Origin of the sequence: Variovorax sp. Varisp41, from assembly GCF_047325085.1 — a bacterium.
GTDB lineage: Bacteria > Pseudomonadota > Gammaproteobacteria > Burkholderiales > Burkholderiaceae_C > Variovorax.
Window position 1 is genome coordinate 1438573 of sequence record NZ_CP168540.1, and the last position, 14301, is coordinate 1452873.

A 14301-nucleotide genomic window follows, 5' to 3' on the forward strand; every position below is an offset into this window, starting at 1 on the left:
GGGACATCCGACGCTGCCGCCCACCCGCCACGCGACCGGGGCGGACCGCCCGCAGGCAGGCCCCGATCCCCTCGCAAAGGCTTCCTGATCGTGCGCTTCCAGGGCGAAACACCCTCTTCTTCCTCCTCCCTGCGCGTGGAGCGCCTGTCCTTCAGGGACAGCCTCGCGCTGGCCGCCAACGGGCCGGCACCCTTCGCCGCCATCGGCTACGGCACGCCCGAGCGCATCGACTGGATGCCGCCGGTCGACGCCAGCGTGCTGTCGGCACGCGGCGCCGTCGCCGACGTCTGGCATGCCACAGGGCCGGCCGTGCGGACCGGCCGCACCGGCCTCGTGCGCTGGCGCGCCGACGAGCACTGGCTGCTCGGCGCGATCGATCTCGACGAAAGCGTCGAGAAGCAGGGCCTGGCCGAACTGGCGCACCGGGCCTACCGCGACCTGTTCGCCACGCTCGACCAGAGCGGCATCGCCCATCCGCTGCGGATCTGGAACTACCTGCCGCAGATCAACGGCGACGGCGGCGGGCTCGAACGCTACCGCCAGTTCAACCTGGGCCGGCAGGACGCCTTCCTCGAGGCCGGCCGCGCCGCCTTCGAGGGCGCTCCGGCCGCCTGCGCGCTGGGCATCCACCGCGGCGCGCTGTCGGTCCGCTTCCTGGCCGGGCGCCGCGCACCGCTGCCGATCGAGAACCCGCGCCAGGTCTCGGCCTACCGCTATCCCTCGACCTACGGGCCGCGCGCGCCCACCTTCTCGCGCGCGGCGCTGGCCGACATCGGCGACGACCGCTGCGCGCTGTTCATCTCGGGCACCGCGAGCATCGTCGGCCACGAGACCGTGCACCGCGGCGACGTGCGCGAGCAGACCCGCGAGACGCTGCGCAACCTCGAGGCCGTGGTGAATGCCGCCAACGCGCAGGGATCGGCGCGCTTCTCCGTGTCCGCGCTCGACAGCGTGGTCTACGTGCGCCACCCGCGCGACCTCGAAGCCGTGCGCGGCGTGCTCGAAGACGCGCTCGGGTCCGACGCGCCGATGGTGCGCGGCGCGGTATACCTCGAGGCCGACATCTGCCGCGGCGACCTGCTGGTCGAGATCGAAGCCCATGCCACCGCCCCCGGGCGGCGGCGGGACTGACGCTCGAACGGCAGCCCCCACCCTTTCCCGATGATCCTCCGCGTGCTGCGCATTCTCACGGCCGTCCCGCTTGCGCTGATGCTCTATGCGCTGCTGCTGTTCCTCGGCCTGATCTCGCTGGTCTGGAACGCCTTCGCGATGCTGATCTACCCGGTGATGCCGGTGAAGCCGGCGCGCGCGCTGGGCCGCGCCACCATCGCCTTCGCCTACCGCGCCTTCTGGGGCCTGGCCTCGGTCACCGGCATGATGCGCATCGACGCGAGCTGCCTCGACGCGCTGCGCGACGAGCCCGGCGTGATCTTCGTGGCCAACCACCCGACCATGCTCGACGCGCTGCTGCTGGTGGCGCGGCTGCCGCGCAGCGCCTGCATCATGAAGGCCGAGCTGCTGCACAACATCTTCCTGGGCGCGGGCGCGCGGCTGGCACGCTACATCAGCAACGAATCGGCGCGCACCATGGTACGGCTGGCGGTGGCCGACCTGCGCGAAGGCGGCCAGCTGGTGATCTTTCCCGAGGGCACGCGCACCGTCACGCCGCCGCTCAATCCGTTCCGCCCCGGCGTCACGCTGATCGCCAAGCTCGCGCAGGCACCGATCCAGACCGTGTTCATCGACACCGACTCGCCCTACCTCGGCAAGGGCTGGCCGATCTGGCGCGTGCCGCCGCTGCCGATCGTGTTCAAGCTGCGCCTGGGCCAGCGCTTCGCGCCGACGCAGGACAGCGACGTGTTGCAATCGGACCTCGAACAATATTTCCGCCACCAGCTCGAACGGCGCGCCGCCGACGCCGACTCTCCCGAATGCCAGACGCCTCGCGCACCCACCTTGTCCTGATCCCGAGCTACAACACGGGCGAGCGCCTGTTCTCCACCGTCGAGGCGGCGCTCGCGCAATGGAGCCCGGTATGGGTGGTGGTCGACGGCAGCGACGACGGCACCGGCGAGCGGCTGCAGCGGATGGCGGCCGACCGCCCCGGCCTGCGCGTGTGGCTGCTGCCCGAGAACCAGGGCAAGGGCGCGGCGGTGCTGCACGGGCTGCGCGCGGCGCGCGACGCGGGCTTCACGCACGCGCTCACCATGGATTCCGACGGCCAGCACCCGGCCCCGCTGATCCCGGCCTTCATGCAGGCCTCGCTGGCTCGGCCCGAGACCATGGTGCTGGGCCGCCCGGTGTTCGATGCCAGCGCGCCGCTGCTGCGCGTGCGCGGGCGCCGCGTCTCCAACGGCTGGACCCAGCTCGAGACGCTGTTCGCCGGCGTCGGCGATTCGCTCTACGGCTTTCGCGTCTACCCGGTGCAGGACCTGATCGCGGTGATGCAGCGCCAGCCCTGGATGCGCCGCTTCGACTTCGACACCGAGGCCGTGGTGCGGCTGGCCTGGCGCGGCGTGAAGCCGGTGAACATCGACGCGCCGGTCAAGTACCTGACGGCCGAGGAAGGCGGGGTCTCGCACTTCCGCTACGGGCGCGACAACGTGCTGCTGACCTGGATGCACACGCGGCTGATGGTCGAGTTCGTGCTGCGGCTGCCGGGCCTGCTGTGGCGCAAGCTGCGCGGCGCGCCGCCGTTCCAGCCCTGACGAATCACTCCAGCGGCCCGCCACCGAGCGCCTTGTAGAGCGTCATGGTCGCGTTGAGCTGGTTGACCCGGTTCTGCGCCAGCGACACCTCGGCCGCGCGCCGCCGGTCCTTCGCATCGAGCACCGGCTGCAGCGCGGTCGCGCCCGCGCGGTAGCGCACCTCCGACAGCCGCTCGGCGCGCTGCGCCAGCTCCAGCGCCACCGCCAGCTTCGCGCTCTCGTCGCGCAGTTGCGTGCGCGACGACAACGCGTTCTCCACTTCCGACAGCGACGTGTACAGCGCCTGGCGGAAGCCCACCACCGCTTCCTCGTACTGGCTCTGCGACACCGCCACCGTCAGCCGCGCCGTGTTCCATTGCAGGAACGGCAGCGCCAGCCCCGCGCCCAGCGTCGCGACCGGATTGCGCAGCAGCTCGCCCAGTGCCGTGCTCGAAGTGCCGAGCGAGCCCGTGAGGCTCAGCGCCGGATAGAAGCCGGTGCGCGTCGCGTCGACATTGGCGAGCGCGCCGCGCAGCCGCTGCTCGGCCGCGCGCAGGTCGGGACGCCGGCCCAGCAGGCTGGCGGGCAGGCCCGCTTCGATGGCGGGCAGCGCCACGTCGGGCAGGCTCGCGGGCTCCTCGGCCGCCACCTCGGGCGGACGATCGAACAGGATCGCGAGCGCGTTGCGCGTTTCCACGCGCTGCTGCAGCAGCTGCGTGTGCGCCGCCTCCTGGCTCGCGAGGTTCTGGCCGGCCTGCGCCACATCGAGGCCAGACACAGCGCCGGCCTCGTAGCGCGCGCGCACCAGCGCCACGATGCGCCGCGCGTCCTCCATGCCGGCCTCGCTCAGCGCGATGCGCTGGTTCAGGTAGCCGGTCTGCCAGTAGAGATTGGCGGTGGTGGCGACCAGCGCCAGCGCCGCGGCCTGCCGGTCGGACTGGGTCGCCTTCAGTTCCCAGTCGGCCGCGCTGCGCACCGCCGCGAGCCGGCCCCAGAGGTCGAGCTCGTAGCTCAGCGTCACGAGCGAACTCGAGCTCGAGCCCGCGACGCCGCCGCGCTTGAGGTCGTAGCCGCGGCTGGTGGCAGCCTGGCCGACCACGCCGGGCGTGAGGTTGGTGTCGGCCAGGCCGGCCTGCAGCTGCGCGCGCTGCACCCGGATGCCGGCGGCCGCGAGGTCGTTGTTGACCCGCAGCGCCTGGTCGACCAGCGCGTCGAGCCGCGGATCGCCGAAGGCCGACCACCACTTCGCGGGGAACACCGCCGCCGCGCTGGCCGTACCCGGCTGCGGCTGCTGCCAGGCCGAGGGCAGCGCGAGCGGTTTCTCGGGCCGGCGCTCGGGCTGGAACGCGGTGCAGCCGGCCGCGAGCAGCGCGGCCGCCAGGGCCAGGGGGAGCAGGCGCGCGCTACTCACGGGCCAGTGCCTCGATGGGATCGAGCCGCGCCGCGTTGCGCGCCGGCAGGTAGCCGAACAGCACGCCGATCAGCGAAGCGCAGAAGAAGGCCGACAGCACGGCACCGAGCGAGAAGATCATCTGCCATTGCTTCACGAACAGGGAGAACAGGAAGCTGATGCCATAGGACAGCAGCACGCCGATCAGCCCGCCGACCAGGCACACCAGCACGGCCTCGGTCAGGAACTGCTGCAGCACGTCGCTCTGGCGCGCGCCCACAGCCATGCGGATGCCGATCTCGCGCGTGCGCTCGGTCACCGACACCAGCATGATGTTCATCACGCCGATGCCGCCCACCACCAGCGAGATCACCGCGATCAGCGACAGCAGCAGGGTCAGCGACTGGCTGGTGCGCTCGGCCGTCTTCACGATGCTGTCCATGTTGAAGGTGAAGAAGTCCTTGCCGCCGTGGCGCAGGGTCAGGAGCTTCACGATGCCGTCCTCGGCCGCCTTGGTCGGCTGCTCGTCGCGGATGCGCACCGTGATGCCGTCGAAGTGCTGCTGGCCGAACAGCCGGCTCGCCGCCGTGCTGTAGGGCAGCCAGATGTTGAGCTGCTTGTTCTCGCCGAACATGCTCTTCTTCTCCTGCGCCACGCCGATCACGGTGCACGGCAGGCTGCCGACCAGGATGATCTTGCCGAGCGGATCCACGCCCTCGGGGAACAGCTTGCGGCGCGTGTTCTGGTCGATCACCACCACCTGCGACTGGTGCCGCACGTCGTTGGCGTTGAAGGCGATGCCACTGGCCATCTGCACGTCGCGCACGGCGAAGTAGTTGTCGCTGACGCCGTTGACGTTGCCGTTGATGTCGATGCTGCGGTAGCGCAGCCGCAGGCTGCGCATGGTGGCCGGCGTCACGCTGTGGACGAAGGGCTGCGCCGCGATCGCCTGCAGGTCGGCCGGCACCAGCGTGCGGATGCTCTGCGCCTTGTCGTCGCCGAAGTCGCGGCCCGGGTAGATGTCGAGCGTGTTGGTGCCGATGGCGCGGATGTCGGACAGCACGAAGCGCTTGGCGCCCTCCCCGATCGCCACGATCGAGACCACCGAGGTGATGCCGATCACGATGCCCAGCATGGTGAGCGCGGTGCGCATGCGGTGCGACATCATCGAGCGCCAGGCCATGCGGAAGGCCTCGGCGAAACGCGACCAGCCGGTGCTCAGCCGGCCGCCCGTGGCGGGCCGGGTCACGGGCTGCGGTGCCTCGCCGGCGCCGGTGGCTTCGGGCGCGGGCACGGTCGGCACGTTGGGCCGGTCGCCCACGATGCGGCCGTCGGCGATCTCGATGATGCGCTCGGTGCAGCTCGCCACCTGCATGTCGTGGGTCACGATGATGATGGTGTGGCCCTGCGCATGCAGCTCGCGCAGGATCGCGATCACCTCCTGGCCGCTGCGGCTGTCGAGCGCGCCCGTGGGCTCGTCGGCCAGGATCACCTCGCCGCCGTTCATCAGCGCGCGCGCGATGCTCACGCGCTGCTGCTGGCCGCCCGAGAGCTGGCTCGGCCGGTGGTCGCCGCGGTCGTCCAGGCCCAGGCGCGCGAGCAGCTGCCGCGCCCTCGCCTCGCGCGCCGCGCCGTCGGTGCCCGCGTACACCGCCGGCACCTCGACGTTGCCGGTGGCCGTCAGGTGCTGCATCAGGTGGTAGCGCTGGAAGATGAAGCCGAAGTGCTCGCGCCGCAGCTCGGCCAGCGCGTCGCTGTCGAGCGTGCCCACGTCGTGGCCCGAGACCGTGTAGCTGCCGCTGCTGGGCCGGTCGAGGCAGCCCAGGATGTTCATCAGCGTCGACTTGCCCGAGCCCGAGGCGCCGACGATCGCGAGCATCTCGCCGTGGCCGATGTCGAGGTTCACGTCCTCGAGCACCTGCACCCGCGTCTCGCCCGAGGGGAAGCTGCGCCCGATGCCGCGCAGCGACAGCAGGGCCTGCCGTGGCGGCTGCGTCATGGGCCCTTGCCGCGGCGTTCGCCGCCGTTGGCCTCGCCCTCGCGCGGCTCCACGGCCGAGGCGTCGCCGGTGATGACCTGGTCGCCTTCCTTCAGCCCCTCGAGCACCTGGGCCTGGAAGTTGTTGGTGATGCCGGTGCGCACCTTGCGCGTCTCGGGCGTGTGGTCGGCCTTGAGCACGCGCACCTCGTAGCGGCCCTCCTTGTCGCGGTTGCCGAGCGCCGTCAGCGGCACGGTCAGCGCCTGCTTGGCCTCGCCGAGCATGATCGCGACCTGGGCCGTCATGTCCACGCGCAGGGTGCGGTCGGGGTTCGGCACGTCGAACAGCGCATTGAAGAACACCGCGTTGTTGATCTTCTCGGGCGAGGGCTGCACCGCGCGCAGGGTGCCGTGGTAGCGCTTGTCGGGGTCGCCGAGGATGGTGAAGTAGACCGGCAGCCCGGCGCGCACGCGCACCACGTCGGCTTCGGACACCTGGGCCTTGATCGTCATCGTCGACAGGTCGGCCAGGGTCATCAGCGTGGGCACCTGGAACGAAGCGACCACGGTCTGGCCCTCGAGCGTCTTGATCGAGATCACGTCGCCGTCGATGGGCGCGATGATGCGGGTGTACGAGAGGTTGGTCTGGGCCGAGGACACGGCCAGGCGCTGCTGGCGGATCTGCGCGTCGAGCGACACCGCGTCGGCGCGCAGCGCGCGCAGTTCGGCGTCGGCGCTCTCCATGTCCTGCCGCGCCGAGGCGTCCTGCGCCAGCATCTCGCGCTGGCGCGCCCAGGCCAGCTCCGCCTGCTTGACGCGCACTTCCTTCGCCACCTTCTGGGCCTGCAGGTTGTCGAGCCGGGCCTGTTCCTGCGCCAGCGTGTTCTGCGAGATCGCGGGATCGATCTCGGCCAGCCAGTCGCCCTTCTTCACGGTCTGGCCCAGCGACACCTTGAGCGACTTGAGCTGGCCCGTGACCTGCGCGCCCACCTCCACCTGCTTGAGCGCCTGCAGCACGCCGGTGGCCAGCACCGCGTTCTCGAGGTCGGCGCGCTGCACCGTCGCCGTCAGGTATTCGGGTTTCTTGGCCGGCGTGAGCACGATCGCGGCCGCGATGCCGAGCACGACGAGGGCCAGGATGCCGTAGAGGAGCTTGCGCGAACGCCGGGGCGGAGTCTGGGGCATGCAGCGGGAAGGGAGTGGAACGGGCGGGGGATGCATTCGCCGGGCTCTGCGGCCGGGTCGCGATGCATGAGGGGTGGGGTCATCCTAGTCCCGCTGTCTGAAGCGTTCCTAAAGGCGGAGTTCCGCCGCGGGGTTACTCCGCCCTCACCGCCCACATCACCGTGACGGGCGCCACAAAGACGAAAGGCGGACCCGCGGTCCGCCTTGGGAGGCCGATGCGGCGAATGCCGCGCTCAGCGCGCCGGACGCCGGCGCAACAGCAGCACCAGCAGCAGGACCGACAGCACCGTGAAGGCGATGAAGGACCAGTTCGCCAGCGTGAGGCCGAACAGCGACCAGTCGATCTTCGAGCAGTCGCCGCCGCCGCGGAAGATCATCGGCAGCGCCCGCTTGAGCGGGAAGGTCTCGATCATGCCGTAGAGGTCGCGCCCGCACGACACCACCTCGGGCGGATACCACTGCAGCCAGCTCTGCGAGGCGGCCGTGTAGGCACCGCCGATGGCGGCCAGCAGCGCCAGGAAGCCGCCGCCGAGTTGCAGCGCGCGGCCGCGGAAGGCCCCGGCCAGTCCGGTGAACAGCGCCACCAGCACCAGCGCATAACGCTGGACGATGCACATGGGACAGGGCTCGAGCCCCACCACGTGCTGCAGGTAGAGCCCGAAGGCCAGCATGAGCACACAGGCCAGGCAGATCAGGCCGTAAGCGCGGCGCGGCGCGCCGAAGTACCAATCGATCAAGGAGACACCCAATCCTCTTCTACGAACACCCTGGCCTTGCGCGGCGTGGCGACCACGGTGTCGCCCTCCTTCAAGCCCAGGTCACGGAACTGTTGCGCAGGGAGTTGCGCCTCGATGATGGTTCCGGAGCCCGGATTGTCTGGATTCGTGTCGACGGGTTCAAGTTCCAGCCGCGCGATCGGACCGACGACGATCGCGCGCGCCAGCGTGGCGACGATGCCGCTCGTCGCGCCCGGCACGTGGCGTGTCACATCCAGGTCATGCGGACGAACGTAGGCCAGCGCCTTGGCGTCGCGCGCGCCGCTGTGCTCGGGCGAATCGAGGCGCAGGTCGCCCAGCTGCACCGAGCCGTTGTCGGCGCGGCCGTGGAACAGGTTCACGTCGCCGAGGAAACCATAGACGAACGGGCTCGCGGGCTGGTCCCAGACCTCCTGCGGCGAGCCGACCTGCTCGATGTGGCCCTTGTTGATGACCACCACGCGGTCGGCCACCTCGAGCGCCTCCTCCTGGTCGTGGGTGACGAAGATCGAGGTGACGTGCAGCTCGTCGTGCAGCCGGCGCAGCCAGCGGCGCAGTTCCTTGCGCACCTTGGCGTCGAGCGCGCCGAAGGGCTCGTCGAGCAGCAGCACCTTGGGCTCGACCGCGAGCGCGCGGGCCAGCGCGATGCGCTGGCGCTGGCCGCCAGAGAGCTGCGGCGGATAGCGGTCGGCCAGCCAGTCGAGCTGCACGAGCTTGAGCAGCTCGGTCACCTTGGACTTGATCTGGGCCTCGCTCGGGCGCTCCTTGCGCGGCTTCACGCGCAGGCCGAAGGCCACGTTCTCGAACACGGTCATGTGGCGGAACAGCGCGTAGTGCTGGAACACGAAGCCGACCTGGCGCTCGCGCACGTGCACGTCGGTGGTGTCCTCGCCCGAGAACAGGATGCTGCCGGCATCGGCCGTTTCCAGCCCGGCGATGATGCGCAGCAGCGTGGTCTTGCCGCAGCCCGAGGGGCCGAGCAGCGCGACGAGCTCGCCCGACTCGACGTTCAGGTTGACGTCGTTCAAGGCCCGGAAGGTGCCGAACTGCTTGCTGATGTTGCGGATTTCGATGCTCATGAAATTCTTTCTTCCTAGGCCGCCGTCGGCCGCTCCGGCGGCAACTCGGCGATCGCCTTCATCTCGCGCTCGTGGCGCCACTCGATCACCGACTTGATCACCAGCGTCACCAGCGCCAGGATCGCCAGCAGCGAGGCCACCGCGAAGGCGGCCACCGACTGGTATTCGTTGTAGAGCACTTCCACGTGCAGCGGCATGGTGTTGGTCTGGCCGCGGATGTGGCCCGAGACCACCGACACCGCGCCGAACTCGCCCATGGCGCGCGCATTGCACAGGATCACCCCGTACAGCAGGCCCCACTTGATGTTGGGCAGGGTCACGCGCCAGAAGGTCTGCCAGCCGTTCGCGCCGAGCACGATCGCGGCCTGTTCCTCGTCGGTGCCCTGCGCCTGCATCAGCGGGATCAGCTCGCGCGCGATGAACGGGAAGGTCACGAACACGGTGGCCAGCACGATGCCGGGCACGGCGAAGATGATCTTGATGTCGTGCGCGGCCAGCCACGGGCCGAACCAGCCCTGGGCGCCGAACACCAGCACGTAGATCAGGCCCGCCACCACCGGCGACACCGCGAACGGCAGGTCGATCAGCGTGGTGAGGAAGGCCTTGCCGCGGAACTCGAACTTGGCGATGGCCCAGGCCGCGGCCACGCCGAACACCAGGTTCAGCGGCACCGCGATGGCGGCCGTGATCAAGGTCAGGCGGATCGCGCTCCAGGCATCGGGTTCCTTCAGCGCCTCGAGGTAGGCGTCGAGGCCCTTGCGCAGCGCCTCGGTGGCCACGGCCGCCAGGGGCAGCACGAGGAACAGGAACATGAAGACCAGCGCGAGGCCGATCAGCAGCCAGCGGACCCAGCCGGCTTCGGTGGTGCCGGCCTGGGTGCGGCGGATGACTTTGGACGGTGCGCTCATCTCAAGCTCCCGCGCGGCGACGCTGCCATGCCTGCAGGCCGTTGATGACCAAGAGCAGCAGGAACGAGATCACCAGCATCACAAGCGCGACCGCCGTGGCGCCCGCGTAGTCGTACTGCTCGAGCTTGCCGATGATGATCAGCGGCGTGATCTCCGAGATCATCGGCATGTTGCCGGCGATGAAGATCACCGAGCCGTACTCGCCGATCGCGCGCGCGAAGGCCATGGCGAAGCCCGTGAGCAGCGCCGGCGCGATCGAGGGGAAGATCACCTTGGTGAAGGTCTGCAGCCGCGTCGCGCCCAGCGAGGTGGCGGCTTCCTCGAGTTCCTTCTCGGCGTCCTCGAGCACCGGCTGCACCGTGCGCACCACGAAGGGCAGCCCGATGAAGATCAGCGCGATCACCACGCCCGCGGGCGTGAACGCGAGCTTGATGCCGTGCGGCTCGAGGTACTGCCCGACCCAGCCGTTGCCGGCCAGCAGCGCGGTCAGCGAGATGCCGGCCACGGCCGTGGGCAGCGCGAACGGCAGGTCGACCAGCGCATCGACGATGCGCTTGCCCGGGAACTTGTAGCGCACCAGCACCCAGGCCACGAGCAGCCCGAACACCAGGTTCACCAGCGCCGCGAGCAGCGAGGCGCCGAAGGTCAGCCGGTACGAGGCCAGCACGCGCGGCGCGGTCACGGCCACCCAGAACTGGTCCCAGTTCAGCGTGAAGGTCTTGAAGACCAGCGCCGACAGCGGGATCAGCACGATCAGGCAGAGGTAGAAGACCGCGAAGCCCAGCGTCATCGAGAAGCCGGGCAGCACGCGCTTGGCGCCACCGCCGCCGACCGCACGCGAAAACGGCGCTGCCGGTGAGGACAGCGCCGAGGAGGTCGCTCCGCTCATTTAGCGGGCGCCGGGCGTGTAGAGCTTGTCGAACTGGCCGCCGTCGTTGAAGTGCACCTTCTGCGCTTCGCCGAGGCTGCCGAACAGCTCCTGCACCGTGAACAGCTGCAGCGGCTTGAAGGTCGCGGCGTACTTCTTGAGCACGGTCTGCGAACGCGGGCGCAGCGCGTGCTTGGCGGCGATTTCCTGCGCTTCTTCGGAGTACAGCCAGTCGAGGTAGGCCTTGGCGAGTTCGCCGGTGCCCTTCTTGGCGACGGTGCGCTCGACCACGGCCACCGGGTTCTCGGCCACGATGCTGATCGACGGGTAGACCGAGTCGACCTTGCCGGTGCCGAATTCGCGGTCGATCGAGACCACTTCGGATTCGAAGGTGATCAGCGCGTCGCCGATGTTGCGTTGCAGGAAGGCGGTGGTGGCATCGCGGCCGCCGCGCGCCAGCACCGGCGTGTTCTTGAACAGCTTGCCGACGAACTCGGCCGCCTGGGCGTCGGTGCCGCCCTTCTTCTTGACGTAGCCCCAGGCCGCCAGGTAAGCGTAGCGGCCGTTGCCGCCGGTCTTGGGGTTGACGATCACGACCTGGATGCCGGGCTTGACCAGGTCGTCCCAGTCCTTGATGCCCTTGGGATTGCCGTTGCGCACCAGGAACAGCATGGTCGAGGTGGTCGGCGATGCATTCTCGGGGAATTTCTTGGTCCAGTCCTTGGCGACCACGCCGGCGTTGGCCAGGAAGTCGATGTCGGTCGAGGTGTTCATGGTCACCACGTCGGCATCGAGGCCGTCGGCCACCGCGCGCGCCTGGGCGCTGGAGCCGCCGTGCGACTGGTCGATCTTGACGTCCTTGCCGGTGGCCTTCTTGTAGTGCGCCGTGAAGGCCGCGTTGTAGTCCTTGTAGAACTCGCGCGCCACGTCGTACGAGGCGTTCAGCAGGCCGGTGCCCTGGGCCAGGGCGCTGCTGCCGGCGAGTGCGGAGGACGCCAGCGCGAGCACGGCGGCGAAGGTCTTGATTCTGGAAGTCATGTGGTTGCCAAGGTTTCTGAAAAATCACGGCCCGCCGGCCAGGCGGCGGGCTCGTCGGTCAGCGACTGGAGCAGGGCCAGGCCGAGCGGCCATTCCCCGTGTCCCGAGTCGACGTTGATGTGGCCCGCATTCTGCATGCGAACGAACTCGCTGCCCCAGGCGCGCGAGTATGCGCCGGCCAGGCGGATCGGGCAGAAGGGGTCGTTGCTGCTGGCCACCACGATGCTGCGGTACGGCAGCGCCGCGTAGGGCACGGGCGCGAAGTCCGACAGCACGGCGCGGCGCTCCGGGTCGGCCGGGGCCACCAGCAGCGCGCCCTGGATCCGGGCCGCGGCCTCCGCCGGCAGGTGCGCCGTGGCGATGCAGCCCAGGCTGTGCGCCGCGATCACCACCGGCTGCGGCGATGCGAGCACCAGCCGCGCCAGCGTCGACACCCAGGCCTCGCGCCGCGGCGAGGCCCAGTCGTCCTGCTGCACGCGCGCGGCGCCCGGAATGCGCTCCTGCCACAGGCTCTGCCAGTGGCCGGGGCCGGAGTCGCGCCAGCCGGGAACGATGACGATGCGGGTCTGCATGCGAAGGTGACGGGCCTGGGCCGATGCCGCCGGCTTACTTGTTCGGCTGCGGCGTCAGGCGCAGGTAGGGGCGCACCGCCTTGTAGCCCTTGGGGAAGCGCTGGGCGATCTCGGCCGGGTCCTGCAGGCTCGGGATGATGACCACGTCGTCGCCGTCCTTCCAGTTCACGGGCGTCGCCACCTTGTGGCTGTCGGTGAGCTGCAGCGAGTCGATGACGCGCAGGATCTCGTCGAAGTTGCGGCCGGTCGAGGCCGGGTAGGTGATGATGGTGCGGATCGCCTTCTTCGGATCGATGATGAACACGCTGCGCACCGTGGCCGTGGCCGAGGCGTTCGGGTGGATCAGGTCGTAGAGGTCCGACACCTTGCGGTCGGCGTCGGCCACGATCGGGAAGTTGACCGTGGTGTTCTGCGTGTCGTTGATGTCGCCGATCCATTCCTTGTGCTTGTCGGCCGGGTCGACGCTCAGCGCGATCGGCTTCACGCCGCGCTTCTGGAACTCGCCCGACAGGGCCGCCGTCTTGCCGAGTTCGGTGGTGCACACGGGCGTGAAGTCGGCCGGGTGCGAGAAGAACACGACCCACGAATCGCCGGCCCATTCATGGAATTTGATCGGGCCTTCGCTGGAATCCTGGGTGAAATCGGGGGCGCTGTCGCCGAGACGGAGGGTTGCCATGGTCGTTCCTCGGATGGAATGGAAGACCTGGATTGTCCGAACCCCGCCAAGGATGCCAAACGAATATCTGATTGTTTGGTTATGACGTTTTTTGCATAACGAGGCGATCCAGGGCCCCGAAATCGCCGTCAGAACATGCGGTGCGCCCCGTGTTCCAGGTGCTCGACCAGGAAATCGATCAGCCGCCGCACCGCCGGCACCAGCGCGCGCCGCGCCGGAAACACCATGTGCGCGACCACCGGCGCCGGCCCCCAGTCGCACAGCACCCGGGTCAGCCGCCCTTCGTTGAGGTCGGCGCGGCACATGTAGTCGGGCAGCAGGGTCGCGCCCACGCCGGCCAGCGCGGCATATTGCAGGGTGGCGAGGTCGTCGGCCACGTAGCGCGGCGTGTGGGCATGCACGTGGATCCGGCCCTTGGGCCCCTCGAGCCGCCATTCGCTGCGCCCTTCCCCGTTGACCGACATCGCCGCGGTCGGCAGCTTCGCGAGGTCGTCCGGCCCCTCGATCGGCCCGAGCCGCCGCACCAGCTCGGGCGTGGCCACCAGCACGCCGCGGCTGGTGCCGAAGGTGCGCGCCACCAGCGTCGCGCTGTCCTCGATCTGCGGCCGCACGCGCAGCGCGATGTCGATGCCCTCCTCGATCAGGTCGACCGGCCGGTTGATCACCCGCATGTCGATGCGCACCGCCGGATAGCGCTCGAGGAAGCTCGGCAGCACCTGCGCCAGCCCGCTGTGCGAGATCGTGACCGGGCAGCTGAGCCGCACCAGGCCGCTGGGCTCGGTCTGCACCTGGGCCACCGCCTCCGAGGCCGCGCGCGCCGCGTCGCGCACCGAGGCCGCGTGGCGCAGGTAGATCTCGCCGGCCGGCGTGAGCGACAGCCGCCGCGTGCTGCGCTGCATCAGCTGCACGCCGAGCTGGTCCTCGAGCTCGGCCACGCGCCGCGACAGCCGTGACTTCGGAATGCCCAGCGCCCGGCTCGCGGCCGCGAAGCCGCCGCGCTCGGCCACTTCGGCGAAAAACACCATGTCGTTGAGGTCCTGCATGGCTTTATTGTCCTGTTTTTGAAACGATTTGGCTTATTTTTACCTACTTATCAATCACTCGCACCAAAAATAGAATTCTGACCACGCCGGCCACTTTTGAGCGCCGACATCGAAAGAAAGAAA

14 protein-coding genes are annotated in these 14301 nt (G+C 69.7%); 3 read left to right on the top strand and 11 right to left on the bottom strand.

The features are described 5' to 3' along the window. The first annotated feature begins 90 nt into the window (after positions 1-90). Genes ACEN9J_RS06680 through ACEN9J_RS06690 form a run of 3 tightly spaced genes read left to right on the top strand, consistent with a single transcriptional unit; the run spans position 91 to position 2708 of the window. A complete protein-coding gene (locus tag ACEN9J_RS06680; RefSeq protein ID WP_413763642.1) occupies positions 91-1131 on the top strand; it encodes a Rid family hydrolase in 1041 nt (346 codons plus the stop codon). Positions 1132-1161: 30 nt separating this feature from the next. Beyond that, positions 1162-1965, top strand: a complete 804-nt coding sequence (locus ACEN9J_RS06685) for a lysophospholipid acyltransferase family protein (RefSeq protein ID WP_261205903.1) — start codon at positions 1162-1164, stop codon at positions 1963-1965. Beyond that, positions 1932-2708: a glycosyltransferase family 2 protein gene (locus tag ACEN9J_RS06690; protein WP_057593356.1), complete on the top strand. Its 777-nt coding sequence runs from the start codon at positions 1932-1934 to the stop codon at positions 2706-2708. The genes ACEN9J_RS06685 and ACEN9J_RS06690 overlap by 34 nt, the downstream gene beginning before the upstream one ends. Positions 2709-2712: 4 nt before the next feature. On the opposite strand, the gene ACEN9J_RS06695 is transcribed toward ACEN9J_RS06690, so the two are convergent. The 11 genes from ACEN9J_RS06695 to ACEN9J_RS06745 all read right to left on the bottom strand — a co-directional run bounded on the left by ACEN9J_RS06695 (position 2713) and on the right by ACEN9J_RS06745 (position 14178). Beyond that, the gene (locus ACEN9J_RS06695; RefSeq protein ID WP_413763643.1) at positions 2713-4098 is read right to left on the bottom strand and encodes an efflux transporter outer membrane subunit; all 1386 of its coding nucleotides are present in this window, start codon (positions 4096-4098) and stop codon (positions 2713-2715) included. Then, positions 4091-6076 carry a macrolide ABC transporter ATP-binding protein/permease MacB gene (macB, locus tag ACEN9J_RS06700; protein ID WP_413763644.1) on the bottom strand — a complete coding sequence of 662 codons (1986 nt, stop codon included), beginning with the start codon at positions 6074-6076 and terminating at the stop codon, positions 4091-4093. The genes ACEN9J_RS06695 and macB overlap by 8 nt, the downstream gene beginning before the upstream one ends. Further along, positions 6073-7239, bottom strand: coding sequence for a macrolide transporter subunit MacA (macA, locus tag ACEN9J_RS06705; protein ID WP_413763645.1), 1167 nt, complete (start codon positions 7237-7239; stop codon positions 6073-6075). The genes macB and macA overlap by 4 nt, the downstream gene beginning before the upstream one ends. Positions 7240-7472: 233 nt before the next feature. Next, positions 7473-7976: a disulfide bond formation protein B gene (locus tag ACEN9J_RS06710; protein ID WP_261205909.1), complete on the bottom strand. Its 504-nt coding sequence runs from the start codon at positions 7974-7976 to the stop codon at positions 7473-7475. Then, positions 7973-9073 (bottom strand): sulfate/molybdate ABC transporter ATP-binding protein, encoded by a 1101-nt coding sequence (locus ACEN9J_RS06715; protein WP_057593361.1) that lies wholly within the window; start codon positions 9071-9073, stop codon positions 7973-7975. The genes ACEN9J_RS06710 and ACEN9J_RS06715 overlap by 4 nt, the downstream gene beginning before the upstream one ends. Before the next feature lie 14 nt (positions 9074-9087). Beyond that, positions 9088-9981, bottom strand: a complete 894-nt coding sequence (cysW, locus tag ACEN9J_RS06720; RefSeq protein ID WP_413763646.1) for a sulfate ABC transporter permease subunit CysW — start codon at positions 9979-9981, stop codon at positions 9088-9090. Between the two features lies 1 nt (position 9982). Then, a complete protein-coding gene (cysT, locus tag ACEN9J_RS06725) occupies positions 9983-10870 on the bottom strand; it encodes a sulfate ABC transporter permease subunit CysT (protein ID WP_413763647.1) in 888 nt (295 codons plus the stop codon). Next, positions 10871-11887, bottom strand: coding sequence for a sulfate ABC transporter substrate-binding protein (locus ACEN9J_RS06730; RefSeq protein WP_057593364.1), 1017 nt, complete (start codon positions 11885-11887; stop codon positions 10871-10873). After that, positions 11884-12459, bottom strand: a complete 576-nt coding sequence (locus tag ACEN9J_RS06735) for an RBBP9/YdeN family alpha/beta hydrolase (protein WP_057593365.1) — start codon at positions 12457-12459, stop codon at positions 11884-11886. The genes ACEN9J_RS06730 and ACEN9J_RS06735 overlap by 4 nt, the downstream gene beginning before the upstream one ends. Before the next feature lie 34 nt (positions 12460-12493). Then, complete coding sequence (locus ACEN9J_RS06740) at positions 12494-13135, bottom strand: peroxiredoxin (protein WP_296787691.1); 642 nt, start codon at positions 13133-13135, stop codon at positions 12494-12496. 128 nt (positions 13136-13263) lie between these two features. Next, complete coding sequence (locus tag ACEN9J_RS06745) at positions 13264-14178, bottom strand: LysR family transcriptional regulator (protein WP_413763648.1); 915 nt, start codon at positions 14176-14178, stop codon at positions 13264-13266. Between the last annotated feature and the right edge of the window lie 123 nt (positions 14179-14301).

Bases quoted from the DNA above. Each gene is read 5' to 3' on its own strand.
- ACEN9J_RS06690 (WP_057593356.1), top strand. From the start codon at position 1,932: ATGCCAGACGCCTCGCGCACCCACCTTGTCCTGATCCCGAGCTACAAC.
- ACEN9J_RS06735 (WP_057593365.1), bottom strand. From the start codon at position 12,459: ATGCAGACCCGCATCGTCATCGTTCCCGGCTGGCGCGACTCCGGCCCC.
- ACEN9J_RS06745 (WP_413763648.1), bottom strand. From the start codon at position 14,178: ATGCAGGACCTCAACGACATGGTGTTTTTCGCCGAAGTGGCCGAGCGC.
- ACEN9J_RS06740 (WP_296787691.1), bottom strand. From the start codon at position 13,135: ATGGCAACCCTCCGTCTCGGCGACAGCGCCCCCGATTTCACCCAGGAT.
- ACEN9J_RS06715 (WP_057593361.1), bottom strand. From the start codon at position 9,073: ATGAGCATCGAAATCCGCAACATCAGCAAGCAGTTCGGCACCTTCCGG.
- macB (WP_413763644.1), bottom strand. From the start codon at position 6,076: ATGACGCAGCCGCCACGGCAGGCCCTGCTGTCGCTGCGCGGCATCGGG.
- ACEN9J_RS06730 (WP_057593364.1), bottom strand. From the start codon at position 11,887: ATGACTTCCAGAATCAAGACCTTCGCCGCCGTGCTCGCGCTGGCGTCC.
- cysW (WP_413763646.1), bottom strand. From the start codon at position 9,981: ATGAGCGCACCGTCCAAAGTCATCCGCCGCACCCAGGCCGGCACCACC.
- cysT (WP_413763647.1), bottom strand. From the start codon at position 10,870: ATGAGCGGAGCGACCTCCTCGGCGCTGTCCTCACCGGCAGCGCCGTTT.
- macA (WP_413763645.1), bottom strand. From the start codon at position 7,239: ATGCCCCAGACTCCGCCCCGGCGTTCGCGCAAGCTCCTCTACGGCATC.
- ACEN9J_RS06685 (WP_261205903.1), top strand. From the start codon at position 1,162: ATGATCCTCCGCGTGCTGCGCATTCTCACGGCCGTCCCGCTTGCGCTG.